Source organism: Halorussus halophilus, assembly GCF_008831545.1.
GTDB lineage: Archaea > Halobacteriota > Halobacteria > Halobacteriales > Haladaptataceae > Halorussus > Halorussus halophilus.
In genome coordinates, this window is sequence record NZ_CP044523.1 from 1869426 (window position 1) to 1886160 (window position 16735).

The following is a 16735-nucleotide window of genomic DNA, read 5'->3' on the forward strand; positions in this document are numbered from 1 at the left end:
CCCCTCTATTCGCGCGCTGGCCCCTAAATTACTAGGTACCGGCGAAAGAGCCAACAGACCGGGTGCCGCACGATTGGTATGGCAGACACATCTCTCGACCGCGAGGCACCACTCGACGGCAAGACCGCGCTCGTCACCGGCGCGAGTTCGGGAATCGGCGAGGCGACCGCGCACGCACTGGCCCGCGAAGGCGCGAGCGTGGCACTCGCCGCCCGCCGCGAGAAGGTGCTGGAAGACATCGGCGAGAAAATCGAGAGCGAACACGGCGCGGAGACCCTCACCGTCCCGACGAACGTACGGGACGAAGGCAACGTCGAGGAGATGGTCGAGACGACAGTCGAGCAGTTCGGCCAACTCGACGTACTGGTCTGTAACGCCGGACTCGCTCGCGGAGAGTCCGTAGAGAAACTGTCCACCGACGACTACGAGACGATGATGGAGACGAACGTCGATGGCGTCTTCTACGCGACGCGGGCGGCGTTACCGCATCTCCGAGAACAACGAGGCAACCTGATTTTCGTGGGAAGTTTCGCCGGACAGTACCCGCGGCCGTTCAACCCGGTGTACGCCGCGAGCAAGTGGTGGGTCCGAGGCTTCGCCCACAGCGTCGAAGGTAACGTCGGTTCGGATGGCGTCGCGGTCACCGTCGTCAACCCCACGGAGGTCCGCTCGGAGTTCGGCGACAGCTACGGCCAGTCGTTCGCCGAGCGGTTCGAAGAAGGCGAGGTGACCGAACCGGAGGAAGTCGCGGAGGCGATTCTCTTCGCCGCGAAACAGGAGGGCTCGACGGTCAGCGAACTCGACATCTACCGGCGCGACAAGTTCAGTGGGTTCTAGGATTCAATCGAGCGCCTGCGCCACTTTCTCGATTGGGTGCGGTGGTTCGTCCCCCATCTCCTTGCCCTCCCAATCGCCCAACTGAGTCCGACACGAGGCTCCCGGCGCGACGACGGTGTCGCTCTCGCTCTGTTCGACTTGCTCGAACAGAATCTCACCGATTGCCTGACTCATCGAGTAGTGTTCGGCCTCGTAGCCGAAGCTTCCGGCCATTCCACAGCATCCCGAGTCGAGGTCGTCAACCTCGTAGCCCGCCGCTCGCAGGACGCTCGCGGCGTGGCCGTCCTTCTTCGTCGCCTTCTGGTGGCAGTGGCCGTGATAGGTCAGCGTTTCGGCGGGGGCGTCGAAGTCGAGGTCGAAGTCGAACGAGTCGAGGTACTCACAGACGCCGTAGGTGTTCGCGGCGACTCGTTCGACGGACTCGTCCGAGAGCAAGTCCAGATAGTCCGACTGTAGCATCACTGCGTCGGATGGTTCGACTACCACTACGTCCCAGCCGTCCCTGACGCGGGGTGCGAGCGCAGCGACGTTCTGTTCAGCTTGCTCGCGGGACTTGTCGAGGAACCCCTTCGAGTGTGCCGGACGACCGCTCGCCGTCACGTCATCGGGAATTTCGACGCGGACGCCCGCGCCTTCGAGGACACTCACCGCGGCTTTGCCCGCGTCGGGATGGTTGTAGTTCGTGTAGGTGTCGGGGAACAGCAGGACCTTCCGAGTCGCGTCGTCGGTCCGAATCCGTGGCCCGCCACGATTCTCGAACCAGTCGGTGAGGCTCTCCCGGTGGAATTGAGGGAGACTCCGTTCGCTGGCGATGCCGACTGTCTCTTCGAGCAGTGCTCTTGCGCCCGGCATCTTGCTGGCCAGATTCGAGAGCGGAGCCAATTTACTCCCCAACTCCGAGAGGCGGTCGATGTTGGCGAAGATGCGTTCCCGTAGTTCCACGCCGTGGCGCTCGTGGTACTCGTGTTCGACTTCGGCTTTGAGTTTCGCCATATCGACCTCGCTCGGACAGTCGCGGGCACAGCCCTTACAGCCGATACAGAGGTCCATCACCTCGGCCATGAACTCCACGTCGAACTGCTCGTCTTCAGGCAAGTCACCACTCATCGCCTGTCGGAGCATGTTCGCGCGCCCTCGCGTCGCGGTGACCTCCTCGTCCGCCGCGCGGTAGGTCGGACACATTACGCCACCGGTCGTCTCTTGGCCGCCGCGACAGCCACCACAGCCGTGACAGAGTTCGACCATCCCCTGAAAGCCGTTCTCGTTGTCCCAGTTCAACTCGGGCGCGAAGCCCGCGCTGAACTCGTAATCGGGGTCGAACCGCAGGTTCTCGGTCATGTCCACGTCACCGCAAACTTGGCCGGGATTCAGCAACCAGTTGGGGTCGAACGCCGATTTGAGGTCCCGAAACACGCCCCAGACGTGGTCGCCGTACAGCTTGTGGTTCCACTGCGTTCGGGCCCGGCCGTCGCCGTGTTCGCCAGAGACGGAGCCGTCGTACTCGACCACGAGGTCCGTCGCGGCGTCGGCGATGGCTTCCATCTGGTTGACTCCGGCCGGACTCTTCGTGTTCACGAGCGGCCGGATGTGCAGACACCCCGGCCCGGCGTGGGCGTAGAAACTGGCGAAGGTGTCGTTGTCCTCCAAGACCTGCTGGAAGTCCGCAACGTATTCCGGGAGGTTCTCCGGCGGCACCGCGGCGTCTTCGATGAACGAGATGTGTTTGGCGTCGGAAGTCCGCGAGAGCAGAATCGGCAGTCCGGACTTCCGGAGCTTCCAGAATCGCGCGCGTTCGGCTTCGTCGTGAGCTTCGAGGAAGCCGAAGGCGTTCGCGTCCTCGCTCTGGCCTCTGTCTTTCCTCAGTTCCTCGACCTTCTCCTTGCCGTCCGCGTCGTCCTCGGCGTAGAACTCCACGAGCAGGACCGAGTTCGTCCCCTCGGGGAGCATCTCGACCACGTCGCGAAACTCCTCTGTCTCGCGCGCGAGGTCGATGAGCACGTCGTCCAGCACCTCGACGGCGGAGGGGTCGTGGTCCACAATCGGAGCCACGTCCGCCATCGCGGTGAGCAGGTCGTCGTACGCCAGCAACGCCATCGACTTCGTTTCAGGCACTGGTTCGAGACCGACTTTCGCCTCCGTGACGATTGCCAGCGTGCCCTCACTTCCGGCGAGCAAGCGCGCGAGGTTTACGGTGCCCGATTCTGAGTTCGACTCTTCGACGAGTCTATCCAGATTGTACCCCGAGACGTTGCGCTTCAAATCGGGGTACGCCTCCTCGATGGCTTCGCTCTCTTCGTCCACGACGCGCGCAACTTCGGCGTAGATTCGCGCCTCGATGTCGCCTTCGGGGTCGCCCTCCGCACGGAGTTCGGCTAGCGTCACCTCGCCGAAGGTCGTCACGGTCCCGTCTGCGAGGACGACTTCACATTCCTCGATGTAAGCGTCGGTCTTGCCGTACTTCAGCGAGTGCGAGCCAGTCGAGTTGTTGCCGATGGCTCCGCCGAGCGCCGACTTATCGCCCCACGCGGGGTCCGGCGCGAACTTGAGGTCGTGTGGCGCGAGTTCCTGATTCAGTTCCCCCAGTATCGCGCCGGGTTGCGCGCGAGCGGTCTGTTTCTCCGGGTCCACGTCCAGCACGGTCCCCATGTGCCGCGTGAAGTCCAGTACGACTGCTTCGTTGACGGACTGCCCGGCGAGGCTCGTTCCCCCTCCTCTCGGGAGGACCGGAACCTCTCGGTCGGCGCAGTACTCCATCACCGCCGCCACGTCCGCCGTCTTCGTCGGGAAGACGACGCCGATTGGCGTCACCTCGTACGCACTGGCATCCGTCGCGTAGAGTTGTCGAGAGTAGCTGTCGAATCGCACCTCGCCGTCCACAAGCGACTGGAGGTCCGCGACGAGTCCGGGGCGCTGTACGTCGGCCGACTGGTAGTCGTAGTCGGCCCGTTCGTCGTCTGCGGGGTTGCTGTTGTCCGGTGGGTCGCCAGCGTCGCTTGTGTCGCTAGCGTCACGTGTGGCCATAGGTCGCCGTAGGGCGGGGTTGCCGAAAAGTGGTTGGCTTCGGGCAGGGCTCGTCACGACAGCCCGACACTTAATTAGCGCGAGGACTTACACTCCCGGGAGATGGACGAACGCGACGTGACTATCCTGAAAGCTATCTCGGACTTGGGGACCGGCAGTCCCGAGAAGTTGAGCGAGGAGACGGACATCCCCGTCTCGACGATACACTACCGACTGAAGAATCTCCGCGAGGCTGGCGTCATCGAGAACGACCTCTACGACATCGACCTCGAAAAGGCCGGACTGGGCGTCACCGTCGTCGCGGAGGTGCTGGCGGACTACACCGGTCCGTACGAGACCGTCGGCGACAAGATTCGTGAGGTCGAGGGGGTCACGCAGGCGTTCTTCACGATGGGCGAGACCGACTTCATCGTCATCGCTCGCTTGCCAGATAGCGACGCGGTCGAGCGCCTCATCAGTGATTTCGAGGCGATTCCGGAAGTCGAGCGCACGAACTCGACGTTCGTCATCTCGACGCTTCGGGACACAGAGCGACCGTTCCAGAGCTACAGTCTGGAGACGCTGATTTCGGAATTGGCGGAAGAATAGAGTTCTACTCTTGGTTTCGTAGCGACGGCCATTTGTATTCGAATCCGGGTAGTGGTGACCCTATCCAGTCCAGAAATCCCTCAGTTTGGTTGGTTGTAAACTGGAGTTCTGTTCGGGTGAAATGCGGTTCCAACCCTTGTTCCGAAAATAAATTTTTCAGATATTCTGCTCGGTCAGCTTCGTTTGTTGCCTTTATCATCACACACGGTCGGTGATCTTTCTCCTGTGCAAGCCAACCGTCACAGACATACCACATTTTCGCTATCGTCGGCGTAATCGTAAGATCGCTAGGAAACCTTTTCTCCCCAGATCTGTACCACTGCTTAAGTTCGTGAAGTTGTGGATGTGATCGTGTCCGTAATCCGTGTAGGTCATTGTATTCTTCCCTGTTCGTTACTGTAAATTTCTCATGCTCCGATTCTGCGGCCTGTCTGTACTGGTAATCTGCATCACGATCTAAAAAGACACCCGTAGAAAGAACGCCAAAGCAGTCGTCCAAGTAGGAGAGAAATGCAGGATTCGTCATTCGAATACGAAAATGAGGGTTAGGGTCGCTTCGACCATGTATATCTCCATCCCCCATAAGTAGGCCAACAAGAATTTCAATTTGGTGTTCTGAAAACGACGGCCTTTCACACTCAGACCTAGCCCAGTGAGTTCCAAGTCGCTTGAAATTACGCCTGCAGGATGGACAAGTATCTGCCACAACCTAAATTTAGTCTATATTGACTAAATAGTTATCGGCATGCTATGGTGCTAGTCTGTTCTTTCGGTTTTTCATGTTCTCCTCGTAGTACGCGAACGTGATGGGACACCATTCCTTCGCCAAATCAAGAACTCTCTCAGTCATTTCACGAATTTCCCATTGACTGTCTGCCGCCGCGCGCATGTCTGCGACGTGCATCAACATCCGGGCGTTCATCGACATGACCATGTTCACCTCTGTCCCGATAGGGAGGACGAATCGGGCGTCCTCGGGGGGCATTCCCAAGTCGAGGAGTTCCTGGTACTCCTCGACGGACCGCTTGACCGATTCTTGGAATATCTCCTCGCGCTTCTCGATGGTTTCGTCGTCCACTGCACCGCCTTTCTGGTTACGTCCGATCCAGTCCGGGTCGCTCGCGGAGGGCGGCGTGACGACCATCTCGCCCTCGCCCACAGCCTCGGGGTCTACGTCGTCGAACGCGACGTACCTCATACTCTGGACGTCGAAACTGACGTGGCGGTGGCGTGTTATCTGTGCCATGCAGGACCGACTGATGCCTTTCACTGCGAACGTCGCTTGGACGTGTTCGAACGGGCCATAGTGACCGTGGCTGAGGAGGTGGCCGATGAGCGTTCGCTTCTTCTCCTCGATGTCGTCGCCTTCGATGGACGCCATCCGCTCCTCGAACGTCTGGTCGCCGACGAAGTCGCTCATGTAGTCGTTGCGCGCGCCGGTACAGATGACCTCCTCGGGGTCGTCGGTGGCTTCCAGCAGTGTAACCTCCATGTGTCTCTGGTCGGTTCTCTCGTCGGTGCCATCAAAAACGTTCTGTCGTCACCTCGTCCACCCCTCAACGATAGGCACAAACCCCCCGCGTCCCTACCGGCGAACATGATAACGAATCTTGCGCGCGGTGCGCAGGCGTTCACGAGCAACGCCTTCCTCGTGGAGGGCGAGCGGACGGTACTGGTCGATACGGGAGCGAACTTCGACATCGTGGCAAAACTCGAAGAACGCGACATCGACCTCGACGCAGTCGTGCTGACCCACACTCACCCGGACCATGTCGGCAACCTCCAAGCGGTCAAGGACGCCTTCGGCGTGGACGCGTGGGGCTACGACACCGACCAACCAGGTGTGGACCACGCCATCGCAGACGAGGAGTCGGTCACTCTCGGCGACGACGAGTACGTAGCTTACCACACGCCGGGACACAAGAACGACCATCTCTGTTTCTACTCGACGGCCGCGGGCGTGTTGTTCGCGGGCGACCTCGTCTTCCAGAACGGGAGTTTCGGCCGCACCGACTTGGAGGAGGGCGACCGCGAACAATTAATCGAGAGCATCGACCGCATGCGTGCGGCGGTGGACGACCTCGGCGCGATGCACACCGGTCACGGGCCGAGCGTCGAGATGAATCCGAGCCAAGACATCGAGTTGGCGGCGCGCGCCGCTCGGATGAACTAGGCCGAGTCGAGCAGGATTAGGTCAGGTCGAGCAACGCGTCGTAAGCCTCGGCGTACGCCTCGTCCACTCGTTCTGGGGCTGTTCGTTCTTCGCCACCGAGTGCCGGAAGCGAGACGACCGCTTCGGGGTCGATGGGGTCTGTCACGTCGGAGACGTGCGCTTCGAGTCGGCCGTCGCGGGCGCTCCCGGAGGCGACGCTCCGCGCTCGCAAAAACCGGTCACCGCGATAGGCGGTCATCCGACCGGGTTCCACGACTGCGACGGCGTCGAACTCCACGTCGCTGGTAGGAACCGCGATGTCGCCGTAAGACTCGACGACCGCACGCTTCGTCTCTCGAATCTGTTCGGCCAGTCGCTCGAACGCCGGGAGGTGACGGCTTCGAGTCACGGCGTCTAACTCGTCTACGGTCGTGACGCGGTCGGCGTCGGCGAGCGAGAGGTTCGCCCGCGCAGACTCGGGCACGTCGGCGTTGGCGTTCACGACGAACGAGTCGCCGACGCGGTCGCAGACGAACTCGCGGCGAGCCGTCCCGACGAGTCCGGTGTCGGGACCTGGTGAGGGTCGCCAGAGTCGATGGACGGGGTTGAGCGATTCCGGTTTCCAATCGCCGCGACTCGCGGCCGCGAGTCGCTTGGCGTCCTTACCGTAGAGTCGGCCTGCCTCGACCGCGCGGCGGTAGTCGTCGTGGTCGAACCAGTAGTCGTTGCCCGCACGCGGTTTGAACCCGACGCCGTCGATGCGGGCGAGCAGGCCGGTCGTGAACGTCGTCTTCCCGGCGTCTACTCGCGCACTGCCGACGACCAGTATCGTCATGTGTCGGTCTTCAGTCCGTAGTAGCCCGGTTCGTCGTCGCTCTCGGGTTCGCCGACGACGAGGTCCTCCGCGTTGACGATGACCCACGGAATCGCCCAGTCCAGTAGTATCTCCTCGGTCTCCACGTCGATTTCGGCGTTCGGGTCGAGACCCTGCATGAGTCGGGCGATTTCGTAGACGGTGTACATCTTCTCGGGTTCCAGTAGTTCGTCGGCCTCGTAGAAGTCACAGGGGTGGAGTTGGTCGAACTCGTCCTTGGATTTCGGCATGTGTCGGGCTACGGGGGTGTGGTGCGTAAAACGTTCGAAGCGAGACGTGAACGAGCGAAGCGAGTGAAGGTCTCGAAGTGGAGCGGTGAAACCGCGAAACAGGAAGCGAGGCGCGCGGAGCGGGCCTCGTACCGGAACGGCGAAGCCGTGGAGGAGAGCGAGACGTGAACGAGCGAAGCGAGTGAAGGTCTCGAAGTGAAGCGGTGAAACCGCGAAACAGGAGGCGAGGCCGCGGAGCGGGCCACCACCCGGAACCGTGACGCCGTAGGCATCGAACCACAAATACGTCTGAAACGTCAAACCGAATATTTATACTACGTCCCTCGGACGTTGGGCAGTATATGGGCGATGGTATCGAGGAGCAGTTTCCGGACGGCAAAACTGAACTGGTCGATGCGTTCTCTTCGTTCGGGGGCGATGCACTCCGCGACGTTTGGTTGTTCGACCAATCCGGCCACGAGTCGTTGTTCCTCCGCGACGACGTGGCCGAGAAGATAGCGGACCTCGACGTCGCTACGTTCGTGGACAACGAGCGGTACGGCTACGTCACGCGCGAGACGTACTCCGACCTCCACTACACGTCCTACGAGTACACCGTCAGAGGATTCGACGAGTACGAACAGTTCCGAACGTTCCTCGCCGAAGACGAGCGGAAAATCGGTCTCTTCGCCAGTTTCGACCGTCGCTCGGAGGGGTACAACTTCGGCGACCTCAGCGAGAGCGTGCAGCAACTCGTCGAAGCGTATCCGCCGGAGGCGTTCGACCCCGAGTGAGCAGACTTACTTCGTCGTCTCGGGCAACTTCTGTTTCTCTTCTTTGCGGCGCTCGGCAGTCAGTTTCGCGTAGCCCTGCGTCTCGACGTACTTCTGCTGACCGAACTCACTGACTATCATGCGCAGGAAGGCGGCTTCCTTCTTCGAGGTGCCATCGTAGGTGTAGCAATGGAGGTCACGCGAGAGCGGGTAACTCTTCTCGGCGAGGTTCTTGCCCGGTTCGTACACCTTACCGTCGAAGGAGAGTTTCACGGCGGGCACGTCGGGGGTGACGAACGCGAGCGCCATGTAGGCGATGGCGTTGTTGGACTTCTGGACCAGCGTCTTGACCTGCTGATTTTGGCCCTTGCGTACGTCTACGCCCGGCATCTTCGCGTCCGGAGAGCCGAGCATGTTCGCGCGGAACGCAGTGTCGGTCCCAGACCCGACCGAACGACCGACGGCCTGAATCTCCTTCTCTTCGCCACTGTACGACGAAATCTCGCTCCAGTTCTCGATTTCGCCCGTGTAGATTTGCTTGACTTCTTCCGCAGTGAGTTTCGTGACGCCTGCTTCTTTTATTTCGCTACTGACGACGATAGGCTGGGCGTCCACGCCGACGACGTGATTCTTGAACTTGTTCAACTCTTCTTCACTGGCGTCGGGGAGTTCCGCATCGACCGGCGCACTCGCGTTGCCGATGTCCACGAGTCCCTTCTTCAGTTTCTCCAGTCCGGTCCCAGAGTGACTAAGCCCGACCGAGACGCGGAACGGCGGGTTGCCGCTGTCGCCGCCCTCGAAACCGTAGAGACCCGCCCAGTAGTCGGCGAGACTCTCGTCTGTGTCGATGCCGTACTGGCTCGGGCCCCAGTACTCCTTGTCGTCTGCTGGCGGGTTCGACGACCAGACCGACCCCGCCGTGTTGGCGATGGGGAACACCGTCGAGGAACCGCCCGCCTTCAGCGTCCCCGAACTGTTTCCGTCCGAGGTTCCACTGCCACTTTCCGTTCCGGAGTCGCCGCCTTTTCCTTCCGGTTGACCACTGTTCGCGTAGCTTCCCACGCAACCAGCGAGTGCGAGCGTGCTTCCAGCACCAGCAGCCTGTAGGAACGTCCGTCGTGACGTTTGGTCTGTCATCACCCGAATCGAGCCGCGTCTACTGCTTAAACCCTCCGAAGAAAATATATATTTTATCCATATCTAATTATTTCTCTCTATTGGAAGTGATTCACATGGGTAACCTATAGTTTGTGAATTTGTGGCAGGGATACTACTCCGTACGTAGATATATCAGCATTCGAAATTAGGACGGAGTGGAGAGTCAGTTACCGAGCGCCCGACTCCGAGTCTTGCAGCGATTCTTCGACGCTTCGGACGAGTCGTGACTGCAAGAGGGCGTTCACCGGAATCAGAAGCAACCACGTGAGAATCGCTAGTTCGAAGTCGAACACCGCGACGACTATCGAGAGGACAAACACCAGTGGCGAACTGAGAAAACGTGCCGATTGAATCCTGACGGTCCGGGAAGCGAGACCCTCCTCGACGAGGTTCTTCCACGACGCGTACAGCCACAGTACGAAGAGTGTGAACCCGGTGAGTGCCAGCACGCCGGAATACACCATGACACCGAACTGGTTCGGATAGGTCGTGAACATGCTAGTAGCGAAGGGAACGAACGCGACCATAAGCAAGAAGAGCAGATTGAGCCACAACACTCCTCTATCGTGTTTTTCGAAGTGAACGAAGATTCGCCGGTGGAGTATCCAGTACATACCGATGACCAGAAAACTCAGGACGAAACCGAGGAACTCGTGCCACTGCTCGAACACGTGGTTCGGGAGGGACGACACCGGAACCCCTTCTGGAATAGCTGGAACCGTGATGTCCAGCACCAACAGCGTGATTGCGATGGCGATGACCCCGTCACTCAACGCCGGGAGTCTGTCCGTCTCCTCTGATTCTCTCCGAAACGGAACGGCCATAGATCCTCTGCGCTAGCAATACACAACCGCTTTGTGCCGCTTCCCAGTTTTCCGAGTGGTCCACTCACGGACTACTTCGACCGCCGCAAAAAACGAGGTGAGTCTGCCGACTTACTCGAAGGTGCCGACGACTTCGTCGTAGTTCTCCGCGACGTCGTCCCAGTCGATGACCTCGAAGAAGTTGCTCACGAAGTCACCACGGTCCGGGCCGTAGTCGTAGTAGTAGGAGTGCTCCCAGACGTCGAGCGCGAGGATGGGGTGACTGCCCCAGAGTGCGCCCTGGTCGTGCTTGTCTACCTTGACGTTGCGGAGTTGGCCTGCGACCGAGTCGTAAACGAGCAGTGCCCAGCCACCTGCGGCGCTCGCAGCGGCCTCGAACTCGCCCTTCCAGCCTTCGTAGGAACCGAAGTCCTCTTCGATGCGGGCGAGCAGGTCGCCTTCGGGTTCGCCGCCGCCGTTCGGGTCCATGTTCTCCCAGAACAGCGTGTGCAGGTAGTGACCACAGCCGTTGTGGGTCACGCCACCGAGCGCGCCCCCGGTGCTACCGAAGTCGCCGCTCTCGCGGTTCTCGGCCAGCGTCTCTTCCGCACCGGCAAGGCCGTTGACGTAGCCCTGATGGTGGGTGTCGTGATGCCACGTGAGCACCTGTTCGCTGATGTGCGGTTCGAGCGCGTCGTAGTCGTACGGAAGCGGTGGCAGTTCGGGGTTGGATTGCTCGGACATGTGTATCTCCTCCGGCGTAATTTTGTCACTTATCGGTGTTAAACCTTGAGAAGTCGTTTGGTAGCACGTATCTAGGTCGGGAATTTTCTCCGCGAAGAAGACGGCAGGACCCGAATCGAGTGCCTGGGCGCGTCGGCCGAAAGACGAAGAAATCGAATCGTTCGTCGCGTCGCTACCGAGTGTGTGCCGGAATCGTGTCGGCCTTCCGTGCGTTGTCGTACCGGTCGCTCACGTCGTCCCAGTTGACGATGTCCCAGAAGTTGTCCACGTAGTCGCCGCGGTTGTTCTCGTACTGTAAGTAGTACGCGTGCTCCCACACGTCGAGGACGAGCAGTGGCGTCGCACCCTGCGGATGCTGGTTCTGGTGGTTCTCCGCCGCGACGACGAGTGGTTCGTCGCTGATGTGGTCGTAGACCAGCATCCCCCATCCGGAGCCTTCGACGTTCTTCGCGGCCGCCGAGAAGTCGGCTTTGAACTGGTCGAAACTCCCGAAGTGGTCGTCGATAGCGTCCGACAGCGGGCCATCCGGTTGTCCACCGCCGTTCGGGTCCATGTTCTGCCAGAAGACGGTGTGGTTGACGTGGCCCGAGAGGTTGAACGCGAGGCTTCGCTTGACCGCGCGCGTGTCGCCCCACTCGTCGGAGTCTCGCATGCTCTCTAACTTGTCGAGAGCGGCGTTCGCGCCGTCTACGTAGCCCTGATGGTGCTTGTCGTGGTGCAGTTCCATGATGCGCTCGTCGATGACCGGTTCGAGCGCGTCATTGTCGTACGGTAGGTCCGGTAGTGTGTAGGTCGCCATTGGTCTCCCCCGATGCTCGCACGACGGGGGCGTTGTTAAACGATGTGCAAGCCCTCGAAACCCCGATATGCGGCTTTTCGGACACTCGACTTCGCGTCCAAATCGGACGCTCGGAGCGCCATCAGAGCGAACACTCTCGGGGGTCGCCAGCACGCGCAAGGAATCCCAGGAGTAGGACGATACCACCCACTCGTAGTAAGTCGCCGTGGAACGGGAGCGCCGCCAGCGCGCCAGCGAACCCGAGGAACCCGAGCAGGCCCGCGCCACAACTCGCACAGCCAGAGGCCACCATGCCGGGAAGGACGCCGAACAGGTCCGACCCGCTGGAGACACCCGTCGTCCTGATCTGCCCAGCGGTGTGGACGACAGCGATACCGGTCAACAGCGCGTACAGCACTATCATGCCAAGGCCAGTCGCGCCGTTCGTGGCGTAGGTGTTCTGAGTCAGCAACACAAGCGTCTCGTCGAACCAGTGGACGCCCGCACCCAGCATCTGCATCGACATTCCGGGGAACGTACTCAGTACGAGCAAGACGTACGTGAGGACGGTGACGACTGCGACTGCGGCGACTCGCCGTCCAGTCTCGAACGGATAGGACAGCGCGTCTCGCAGTTGGCGTCCTAACCGCGAAGCTGTGTCGGTCGTGGTCATGCGTTTCGAACTTTCTCGATGGCACTCTGGAATCGCTCGTAGGGCTGTGCGCCGACTATCTTCCCGGCCTTGTCCGACTTCGGATTGTAGAGGACGAACCCTGGGGTCGCGGAAATCCCGCTCTTTCGTGCGGTCTGTACGTCGGCGTCGATTTCCGAACTCGCCCACTGTCTGTTCTCTCGCAGGCACTTTCGAAGCCGGTCGAGTTTCACGCCGTTTACCTTCCGCGTGATAGCGTAAAGATTTTCCTTGGAGGCCCACCCAGAGTTCGGCTTCTTCTGGGCGTCGAAGACGGCGGCGTGCCACCGTTTGTACGCGGCGGGGTTCGACTCTCGAACCTGTCGCCAGACGCACTTGGACATCCGCGCGGCGGTCGTAGACGCGTCGCCGATGTTCGGGAATTCGAGGAAGACGAGGCGGACCTCTCCACTGCGAACTTCGTTCTCCGTCAACTTCGGGAGGGCGTTCTGTTCGAATTTCTCGCAGAACGGACACTGGAAGTCGCTCCAGTAGTAGATGTCGACGGGCGCGTCTTTCGCCCCCATCACGGGGTTGGCCTGCATCTGAACACCGTAGTTCGTCGTGCCGTCCGTCGCGTACAGCAGGGAGTCTCCAGCGTTGCCCGCACCACCGGTCGTCGCGGTCCCACTTGCTTGCGTCCTCGCGACCGTCGTGGTCGCGGGTCCGGCCTCGGAGTTCGTCGTTTCCTGACTGGGTGACCCCGTGAGGCTCGAACAGCCAGCGAGTCCAGCGAGGGCGGCGGCGGTTCCACTCAGCATCGTCCGTCTAGTCGTCTGTCCGGTCATGGTTGTCGGGCGGCCCGGATACGGCCACAACCGGGAGTGAATCGACACGGCCACTTAACCCCGGATGGGCAGTCTCAGCGCGTGAAGTAGCCCGGTAGGTTTTAAAATCCGCGACGGGAAACAGGGAACGTGAGTGAGGACTGCACTTCCGCGGACCTGTTGGGCCTACTCGACGACGAGTGTGCGCGGACTATCCTCACCAAAACGAGCCGTGAACCGATGTCTGCACAGACACTCGACGCGGAGTGTGAGGCCTCCCGGCCAACCATCTACCGCCGACTCAACGACCTACTCGATTGCGACCTCGTGGAGAAACGTACCGAACCAGCACCCGACGGCAACCACTACGCCCGCTACGCGGCGACCGTCGAACGAATCGAAGTGTTCGTCGAAGAGAACGGCATCGAGGTCGAACTCGGCGACGACGAGGGCCACGCCGCCGACCGCTTCACGGACGTGTGGCACGGAATTCGGGGTGAGGAGTGATGGAAGGCATGCTCTTCGTCGGTAAACTCTTGACCATGGGACTCGGCCTCCTCATCGCGCTACGGGGCTTTCAGGGGTATCGCCGCAACGAGAGCGAACCGATGCTGTTCGTCGGCGTCGGGTTCGTCTTCCTCACCTTCGGCGGTATCATGGGCTGTTCGTTCATCCGAGCCTCGGGGATGGCACCGGGAACGCTCGGCGTCGTCCAGACCGGTCTCGTCGCCACCGGCATGGGGTTCGTCCTCTACTCACTGTACGGGTAGCGAACCTACGTGACTGCTCCGACTTCCACTCAGTCCTCCTCGCCGCGCGCTTTCTTGAACATCTCGATGGCTTGCTCGCGGCGCTCGCTGTGGTCTACGATTGGTGCGGAATACTCCGGCGCGAGTTCCTCGCGTCGGTCGTCGCTCAGTTCGGTCCATTCGTGAATCTCGTCGGCCGGAACGCTCTCTAGTTCGGGAACGAACTTCCGGATGTACTCGGCGTCTTCGTCGTAGCGTTCGCCCTGCGTCGTGGGATTGAAGATGCGGAAGTACGGTTGGGCGTCGGTTCCCGTCGAGGCGGCCCACTGCCAGCCACCGTTGTCGTTGCCGGTGTCGTGGTCGGCCAGTTTCTCGCGGAACCAATCGTAGCCCGCGCGCCAGTCGAGCATCAGGTCCTTCGTGAGGAAGGAGGCAACTATCATCCGTAGGCGGTTGTGCATGTACGCTTCCTGTCTGAGTTGGCGCATTCCGGCATCGACGATTGGATACCCAGTCTCGCCGTCTTTCCACGCCTGAAGCGCCTCAGAATCGTCACGCCATTCGATGGGATTCTCGTAGCCCTTGTAGTTGTTCGACACTACGTCCGGCCGGGCCGACAGCACGTGCGCGTAGAACTCTCGCCACGCGAGTTGCGACTGGAACTCCCGAACGGAGGCGGCTTCGCTCTCCTCGTCGTCCGGGTCGCCGTCGGCCTTCGACATCGCGCTCTCAGTCGCTTCCCAGACCTCTCGAATACCGATGGTGCCCCACTTGAGATGGGCCGAGAGCCGAGAAGTCGCGTTCCGCGTCGGATAGTCGCGGTCTTCCTCGTAGCGGAAGACGGCGTCGTCGCAGAACTCGGCAAGTAGTTCGCGCGCCTCGTCGGTTCCAGCAGGAGGCACGTCTGCGTCTGGCTCTTCGAAGCCGAGTTCTGAGAGCGTCGGGAGTTTCCCGACCGCTCCCGACACTTCGGCGATTCGTCCGGCGTCTGGCACGTCAAGGGCGTCGTCTTTTCCCCGGTCGCGCCACTTCTTCCAGAAGTAGGTGTAGACGGAGTAGTGTTCGCCCTCGTTCGTCCGAATCGTGCCAGGTTCGTGGAGCAGTTCGTCGTGGTAGGCGGCCCGCGAAACCGCGGCTTCGTCGAGCGAAAGTCTCACCTCAGAGTCGCGTTGGCGGGCGATACCGGAGTAGTCCCGGTTCCAGTAGATAGCGTCTGCGTCGTACTTGTCGGCGAGTCGCGGCAGTTCCTCGCGTGGGTCACCGTGCGCGACAACCAAGTCGCCGCCGAGTTCGCGGTACGACTCCCGGAGAGCTTCGAGCGCGTCGAGCATGAACGCGACTCGGGACGGCGACCCGTGCCTCAAAATTTCGGGGTCGAAGACGAACACCGGAAGAATCTGGTCGTCTCCGGCGGCCAGCGCACGGTTGTCGGCGACTCGGAGGTCCCGACGATGCCAGTGAAGATGCACGGAAGAATCTTCGGCGTAGACGAACGTCAAACGACCGGCTTACTCTGGCAGTTCGAGGACGACTTCGGTCGCCTCAAAATCCTCGACGAAGGCGTTCTGTCCGCCGATAGTGTACGTCCCAGACCGCGTCTCGACGACGAGCGCGTTCTCGACGGGGAACGAGTTGTTGATAGGTCTGACCAGTCCCTGACGAACCTCGACGACACGTCCGTCGAGTTCACCCGACTCCTCTCCGGGGGTGATTTTCTGCCCGCGGACGGTCGCACGAAGTTCGGTGCCGGATCGCAAGTGGAGCGTCGCCTGTAGCACGGCGTGGCGGAAGTCGGTGTACGACCCGAGTGAGTCGCTGGGGGTCGTGACGTAGACCTCCTCGGCGCTCGGCCAGTAGTTGCCGAAGAACGACCCGATGATGACGGGAGCGAGGTACTCTTGGGTGAACGCGATGGCCCGCTCGCCCGACCCCGACCGAGAACTCATCTCTGTCGGCGCGAGGAGACTCGACACGCGGTCTGCGACAACCATCGTCGGCATTGGTTCACGCCACATGCGAGCGACGCTGGCCAACCCGTCGAGGTCGGGGTGGTCCGCCGGGTCGCTGCCGGGGAGTATCAGCACCACGAGGACGCCGCGGTCGATGGCGGCCCGGAGTTCGTCGGCCACGTCGGCGAGGAGGGCGTGCGGAATCGAGGCGATTATCTCCTCGTCGGCCTCGCTCACGAGGTCCCTGACCCGCTTCTCGACGGTGACGTAGGACTTGATTATCTCGAAGCCCTCGGACTGGGGCGCGGTCTGGGAGTAGCGAGACTCCAACTCGGGCCGCATCGCTTCGAGGTTCCGAGAGAGCGTGTCGATGACCTCCGCTGGTGGGTTCGCCCGGATAGTCGTCGGCACCGCGTGGTCGTTCACCGAGACGAAGCCTCGTTCTTCGAGCTTCTCGCTGATGCTGTAGACGTAGCGTTTCGACACACCTGCGTCGTCGGCGATGGTACTCGCCTTCGCCTCTCCGTGTTCGAGTATCGTCAGGTAGGTGTCGGTCTCCTTGTCCGAAAGCCCGAACTGGCGGAGTTCGTCGGCCAGTGGGGAGTCGCTCATACTGCCTTCTTCTAGAGGAATCCACTTACC

At 61.1% G+C, this 16735-nt stretch carries 19 protein-coding genes; 6 read left to right on the forward strand and 13 right to left on the reverse strand.

Going from position 1 to position 16735, the window contains the following annotated elements:
• Positions 1-78 precede the first annotated feature (78 nt).
• Entirely contained in the window at positions 79-837 is a 759-nt protein-coding gene (locus tag F7R90_RS09185; RefSeq protein WP_158057148.1) for an SDR family oxidoreductase, read from the forward strand.
• 3 nt (positions 838-840) lie between these two features.
• Here F7R90_RS09185 and F7R90_RS09190 read toward each other — a convergent pair whose 3' ends face one another.
• The gene (locus F7R90_RS09190) at positions 841-3858 is read right to left on the reverse strand and encodes an FAD-binding and (Fe-S)-binding domain-containing protein (protein ID WP_158057150.1); all 3018 of its coding nucleotides are present in this window, start codon (positions 3856-3858) and stop codon (positions 841-843) included.
• A 102-nt stretch (positions 3859-3960) separates the two neighbouring features.
• On the opposite strand from F7R90_RS09190, the gene F7R90_RS09195 reads away from it, so the two are divergent.
• On the forward strand, positions 3961-4446 hold the full coding sequence (locus tag F7R90_RS09195; protein ID WP_158057152.1) for an Lrp/AsnC family transcriptional regulator: 486 nt from the start codon (positions 3961-3963) through the stop codon (positions 4444-4446).
• Positions 4447-4450: 4 nt separating this feature from the next.
• On the opposite strand, the gene F7R90_RS22825 is transcribed toward F7R90_RS09195, so the two are convergent.
• Both F7R90_RS22825 and thyX read right to left on the reverse strand, forming a co-directional pair.
• Positions 4451-5152 (reverse strand): hypothetical protein, encoded by a 702-nt coding sequence (locus F7R90_RS22825; protein ID WP_158057154.1) that lies wholly within the window; start codon positions 5150-5152, stop codon positions 4451-4453.
• Between the two features lie 42 nt (positions 5153-5194).
• Positions 5195-5938: an FAD-dependent thymidylate synthase gene (gene thyX, locus F7R90_RS09205; RefSeq protein ID WP_158057156.1), complete on the reverse strand. Its 744-nt coding sequence runs from the start codon at positions 5936-5938 to the stop codon at positions 5195-5197.
• 105 nt (positions 5939-6043) lie between these two features.
• On the opposite strand from thyX, the gene F7R90_RS09210 reads away from it, so the two are divergent.
• Positions 6044-6619 (forward strand): MBL fold metallo-hydrolase, encoded by a 576-nt coding sequence (locus tag F7R90_RS09210; RefSeq protein WP_158057158.1) that lies wholly within the window; start codon positions 6044-6046, stop codon positions 6617-6619.
• Positions 6620-6635: 16 nt separating this feature from the next.
• On the opposite strand, the gene F7R90_RS09215 is transcribed toward F7R90_RS09210, so the two are convergent.
• Entirely contained in the window at positions 6636-7433 is a 798-nt protein-coding gene (locus F7R90_RS09215; RefSeq protein WP_158057159.1) for an ATPase, read from the reverse strand.
• A complete protein-coding gene (locus F7R90_RS09220) occupies positions 7430-7702 on the reverse strand; it encodes a DUF5827 family protein (RefSeq protein WP_158057161.1) in 273 nt (90 codons plus the stop codon). The genes F7R90_RS09215 and F7R90_RS09220 overlap by 4 nt, the downstream gene beginning before the upstream one ends.
• 341 nt (positions 7703-8043) lie before the next feature.
• Between F7R90_RS09220 and F7R90_RS09225 the strand changes: the two genes are divergently transcribed.
• Complete coding sequence (locus tag F7R90_RS09225) at positions 8044-8475, forward strand: DUF7522 family protein (RefSeq protein WP_158057163.1); 432 nt, start codon at positions 8044-8046, stop codon at positions 8473-8475.
• 6 nt (positions 8476-8481) lie between these two features.
• On the opposite strand, the gene F7R90_RS09230 is transcribed toward F7R90_RS09225, so the two are convergent.
• The 6 genes from F7R90_RS09230 to F7R90_RS09255 form a co-directional block, all read right to left on the reverse strand.
• A complete protein-coding gene (locus F7R90_RS09230; protein WP_158057165.1) occupies positions 8482-9591 on the reverse strand; it encodes a PstS family phosphate ABC transporter substrate-binding protein in 1110 nt (369 codons plus the stop codon).
• Positions 9592-9779: 188 nt separating this feature from the next.
• Positions 9780-10436 (reverse strand): TMEM175 family protein, encoded by a 657-nt coding sequence (locus F7R90_RS09235; protein WP_158057166.1) that lies wholly within the window; start codon positions 10434-10436, stop codon positions 9780-9782.
• 111 nt (positions 10437-10547) lie between these two features.
• A complete protein-coding gene (sod, locus tag F7R90_RS09240) occupies positions 10548-11159 on the reverse strand; it encodes a superoxide dismutase (RefSeq protein ID WP_158057168.1) in 612 nt (203 codons plus the stop codon).
• 172 nt (positions 11160-11331) lie between these two features.
• Complete coding sequence (locus F7R90_RS09245) at positions 11332-11958, reverse strand: superoxide dismutase (RefSeq protein ID WP_158057169.1); 627 nt, start codon at positions 11956-11958, stop codon at positions 11332-11334.
• 121 nt (positions 11959-12079) lie between these two features.
• Positions 12080-12610 (reverse strand): hypothetical protein, encoded by a 531-nt coding sequence (locus F7R90_RS09250; protein ID WP_158057170.1) that lies wholly within the window; start codon positions 12608-12610, stop codon positions 12080-12082.
• Positions 12607-13389: a DsbA family protein gene (locus tag F7R90_RS09255; RefSeq protein WP_158057171.1), complete on the reverse strand. Its 783-nt coding sequence runs from the start codon at positions 13387-13389 to the stop codon at positions 12607-12609. The genes F7R90_RS09250 and F7R90_RS09255 overlap by 4 nt, the downstream gene beginning before the upstream one ends.
• Before the next feature lie 156 nt (positions 13390-13545).
• Between F7R90_RS09255 and F7R90_RS09260 the strand changes: the two genes are divergently transcribed.
• Complete coding sequence (locus F7R90_RS09260) at positions 13546-13902, forward strand: ArsR/SmtB family transcription factor (RefSeq protein WP_158057172.1); 357 nt, start codon at positions 13546-13548, stop codon at positions 13900-13902.
• Positions 13902-14165 (forward strand): DUF7521 family protein, encoded by a 264-nt coding sequence (locus F7R90_RS09265; RefSeq protein ID WP_158057173.1) that lies wholly within the window; start codon positions 13902-13904, stop codon positions 14163-14165. Before F7R90_RS09260 ends, F7R90_RS09265 begins: the two co-directional genes overlap by 1 nt.
• 29 nt (positions 14166-14194) lie before the next feature.
• Here the strand turns inward: F7R90_RS09265 and F7R90_RS09270 are convergent, their stop codons facing one another.
• A complete protein-coding gene (locus F7R90_RS09270) occupies positions 14195-15613 on the reverse strand; it encodes a cryptochrome/photolyase family protein (RefSeq protein ID WP_158057174.1) in 1419 nt (472 codons plus the stop codon).
• A 39-nt stretch (positions 15614-15652) separates the two neighbouring features.
• Complete coding sequence (locus F7R90_RS09275) at positions 15653-16705, reverse strand: TrmB family transcriptional regulator (protein ID WP_158057175.1); 1053 nt, start codon at positions 16703-16705, stop codon at positions 15653-15655.
• Between the last annotated feature and the right edge of the window lie 30 nt (positions 16706-16735).